The 3,270-nt window shown below is 52.5% G+C and carries 6 protein-coding genes; 4 read left to right on the forward strand and 2 right to left on the reverse strand.

The window, feature by feature from the left end; translation table 11 throughout:
* Together ASD07_RS31290 and ASD07_RS30930 are read left to right on the forward strand one after the other, a co-directional pair.
* A partial coding sequence (locus ASD07_RS31290; RefSeq protein ID WP_162246576.1) for a hypothetical protein occupies window positions 1-349 on the forward strand: 349 nt, incomplete at its 5' end.
* Window position 350: 1 nt separating this feature from the next.
* Window positions 351-746: a hypothetical protein gene (locus tag ASD07_RS30930; RefSeq protein ID WP_156398070.1), complete on the forward strand. Its 396-nt coding sequence runs from the start codon at window positions 351-353 to the stop codon at window positions 744-746.
* A 192-nt stretch (window positions 747-938) separates the two neighbouring features.
* On the opposite strand, the gene ASD07_RS18160 is transcribed toward ASD07_RS30930, so the two are convergent.
* Window positions 939-1,142, reverse strand: coding sequence for a hypothetical protein (locus tag ASD07_RS18160; RefSeq protein WP_055933598.1), 204 nt, complete (start codon window positions 1,140-1,142; stop codon window positions 939-941).
* Between the two features lie 411 nt (window positions 1,143-1,553).
* On the opposite strand from ASD07_RS18160, the gene ASD07_RS30935 reads away from it, so the two are divergent.
* Together ASD07_RS30935 and ASD07_RS18165 are read left to right on the forward strand one after the other, a co-directional pair.
* Window positions 1,554-2,390: a hypothetical protein gene (locus ASD07_RS30935; protein ID WP_156398071.1), complete on the forward strand. Its 837-nt coding sequence runs from the start codon at window positions 1,554-1,556 to the stop codon at window positions 2,388-2,390.
* Window positions 2,391-2,402: 12 nt separating this feature from the next.
* Window positions 2,403-2,708: a hypothetical protein gene (locus tag ASD07_RS18165; RefSeq protein ID WP_055933601.1), complete on the forward strand. Its 306-nt coding sequence runs from the start codon at window positions 2,403-2,405 to the stop codon at window positions 2,706-2,708.
* Between the two features lie 363 nt (window positions 2,709-3,071).
* Here ASD07_RS18165 and ASD07_RS31785 read toward each other — a convergent pair.
* A partial coding sequence (locus ASD07_RS31785) for a hypothetical protein (RefSeq protein WP_229207197.1) occupies window positions 3,072-3,270 on the reverse strand: 199 nt, incomplete at its 5' end.

A 3,270-nucleotide genomic window follows, 5' to 3' on the forward strand; every position in this document is an offset into this window, starting at 1 on the left:
TGTGTCCATAATCGAATTTGTGGGCACAACTGCTGTGCCAAAATTCAATCATGCTGGGACGAAATTATCCCGTCCAGACGGTACTCATAAGACGCTTACTTTGGAAAGCGCCAAGTCTGCGTTGAAGACTTATGATATTAGCGCTGCACAAGGCGCAGCAGCGCTGGCAAAAATTAGCGCGACTGAGGCGAAATTGGCTTCTGGAAAGCTTGGTTACCAGCTCTTTACCAGTCAATGTGCGACTTTTGCTTGTGCCGTTGCAAGAGCCGCTGGCGTTAAGCCACCGGCTGCTGGCCTAATTGCTCAGCCCCGTAAGATTTACGATTCAATAAAGAACGAGGATTTGTAAGATGTACGTACTGTCGATTGATGTTGAAACCACGAGTTTTATGGAACTTAGCGTTAGTTCGACGCCCAAAATTGTGGGGAGTGTACTTGTAGATGAACATGCAATTAGATATACATTAAAATCCGGAAAAGGAGCAATTCCAAGAGCTACGATTGATAGGATTTTTATTGCCAATTTTGGAATAAATTGTTTCTCGGTCGATATTCATACAAGAGGTGATGAGGCGTGGAATTGGAGAATGGAAAGAAATCACCCGATTCTAAATTGGTTAAATTTGATACGAAAATCAATTGATGGAAAGGTGGAGTTGGGCTATTTTGAATGTCAGGCCGATGCGGAGCAATTTCATGAGTTCTTGAAGAAGAATTTATATCCGACTTCCTGGTCAAACGGATGACGGAAAATTTCAAGCCAGTAACGTAGGGACAGGGACAGACCCCTGTTCCTGGGAAATATCGAGCATGCCCTCTGACTAGGCGGGAACTGGCTGCGCCTGTTCTTCTTTCAAAGAAAAAAACCGTCCCCAACCCGCTGCTGCTTGGCGCGGGTTCCGGGTACGGATTACGTTTTTAGCTGCTAAGAAAGTGCGCTAAGCGTTGGCCTGAGTCAGCACCGCTTCAAGCATTTCCATCACAAAGCGCTGCTTCTGCTTGGGCAACTCGCTGATGCGCTCGATATTGCGTTCGAGTTGCGATGCCGGTCCGCGCTTGCCGCGCCCTAAGTGGCATTCCGTGCCGAACAGCTCATCGAGCGACACATTCAACACCTTCGCCACCACCGGCAGGGCCGACACCGGGATGCGCCGCCGCCCTCGAGCCCGACGCCAAGGAAAATCCTGCTGACTGGAACGATGACGGCGCTTTCGCTGCGTGCATCGAGCACATCGTGCAGCTAAAAAACTGTGAAGGTCCATCGGAAAAGGCGCTGTTACGCAGTAACGCACCCTTGCGACAACGGGCGCTATCGGCCAAACTCGCGTCTAGAAAATTTCCGCTCTTTAAAAACAAAATCTCCCGCGCGTTCGCCCGTAAGCCATTGATGCGTCTAGCAAAAATGGCATGCGGTACGACCGCTCGCGTCAGCGCGCAAAGTTTACCTCTATGCGTATGCAAATCCGACGACCTTCATTGATCTGACGGGTTACTACAGCGTAAGACAGTTTGGCAACGACGCTGCGTACTACACTGGCGCGGCTGTTGGCGGTGTGGTCGGTGCTCCGGTTGGCGTTGCTAAAGCGGTGTACGGAACCGGCGCATTTATTGTTGATGCGGGACTGGCGGTGGGTGGCAATAAAGGCGGCGCGGACCGAATGACCGAGCGTGGCAAGGCCGTTGCTGAGGTTCTTCTGCAGCCACGTTTGGTCAAGGACAGGATTGACGCGTCCATCAACGTGACTGTTTCGAAAGCGGCAGAGCGGCGCAACGCTGGAAACGATTTCGGTGCCGGACTCGGACTTGGATTTGAAGGCGGCGAGGTTGCTGGGCCTGTTGTTGTGGGTACTTTACGTTTCCCCAAAACTGAGATTCCGAGAATTCCAGGAGTGGAAAGAGATTCGATCCCGTCTAAATCTCCAGTGAAGGAAGCGCCACGGCCGCCACCGACAGAAGCTGCGCGGTCAGATGCGGGAATTACGAAAGAAGGCCCGACAAAGGACATTTCTGTTGAACCGGCACCTTCGGGAACGAAGACCGTGGTGAAACCGAAAACATTCATCACATATGAATTCAAAAATGCTGCTGGTGAGGTTGTGTATGTGGGACGTGCAAGCGGTAAGGGGACGCCAGAGCAAGTGATGAAACAACGTCTGGCTAAAGGTCATGATGTCTATGACGCAAATCCTGGACTGATACCTGAAGTTCGTGCGACCCAGGGTAGCGCATCTGCGAATAAGGGAGCTGAAGGCGTGCTTTACGAGCAACGTATGCGGGAAGGCGCCAGCCTATTGAATGACCCAAAGAGTCCTCCGTTGAGCAGCAAGCCTGCTAAAGCTGCGGAAGTTCGAGAAAAGATTTCCGACTATAGTGAAGATTTAAAACATTAAGAGGTGACTGAGATGAGTGATGTGTTCGTGGAAGTTGTTATAAATGTGGCTGATGCATCCGCTATTGGTATCGAGAGCCGAGACGAAATAGAAGATCCGCTGGAAGAAGCATTGTCTGCTAGCGGCTTGGGCGAAGTTACGGGGGGCGGTGGGGGGATGGGCGTTTATATCATCGATGTAGAGGCCGTCGAGCAGCAGTTCGATGATGCTTTGCTCGTTATAAGGCAAGCTCTTCAGGCGTTGAACGTGCCTACAAGTACAAGAATCAAAAGGCGGACGCCTATTAGTGTTGAGTTCTTGGTGTATGAGGCACCATGACATAACAACAGGGGACAGCCTTCCGGTACTCGTGTTGTTCGGCAATCCCGACGACCTCTCAGGCGCGGGGGCAGTCAGGCACGGGTGCCGACAAACCGATACGGGCAGAAAATTAGGCAGTCCCACGTCGGCCCTGTGGACGTTTGAATACTGTCCGTATCCTGTCCGTATCCTGTTCGTATGCTATCCGTATGCTGTTCGTATCTCAGTCGTGGTGGGTAAAAATCTTCTGCCGAGGGAAAGCCCCAGCAAGAAGCGGTACTGGGCGGGTGCGCGGGGAGTCCCCGCCACCCCTGCCGGTCTATCACACATCACGCAACCTCCGGTTTCTGCGGCGAGCCGCGCTGCGCTTGGCCCTTCGCGTTAAACGCTTCGCTGCGCTCTGTTAAACGCTTGGCCGCGCGAATCTCGGTAAGCCATTGAGCCTAAAGGGTCCGGTCTGAATAAATCGTTATTCAGCAATGCCTGGGCTGGAGTCGGCGCCAAGTCCACGCCACCGGAATCGGCGGCGGCATTGCCTGGGCTGCGATCAAGGCCAAAAGAAGCCGCAGCTTCCGCAGGA

This window comes from Duganella sp. Root336D2 (assembly GCF_001425005.1).
In the GTDB taxonomy this organism is placed as follows: Bacteria; Pseudomonadota; Gammaproteobacteria; order Burkholderiales; family Burkholderiaceae_D; genus Rugamonas.

Bases quoted from the DNA above. Each gene is read 5' to 3' on its own strand.
- ASD07_RS18165 (WP_055933601.1), top strand. From the start codon at position 2,403: ATGAGTGATGTGTTCGTGGAAGTTGTTATAAATGTGGCTGATGCATCC.
- ASD07_RS30930 (WP_156398070.1), top strand. From the start codon at position 351: ATGTACGTACTGTCGATTGATGTTGAAACCACGAGTTTTATGGAACTT.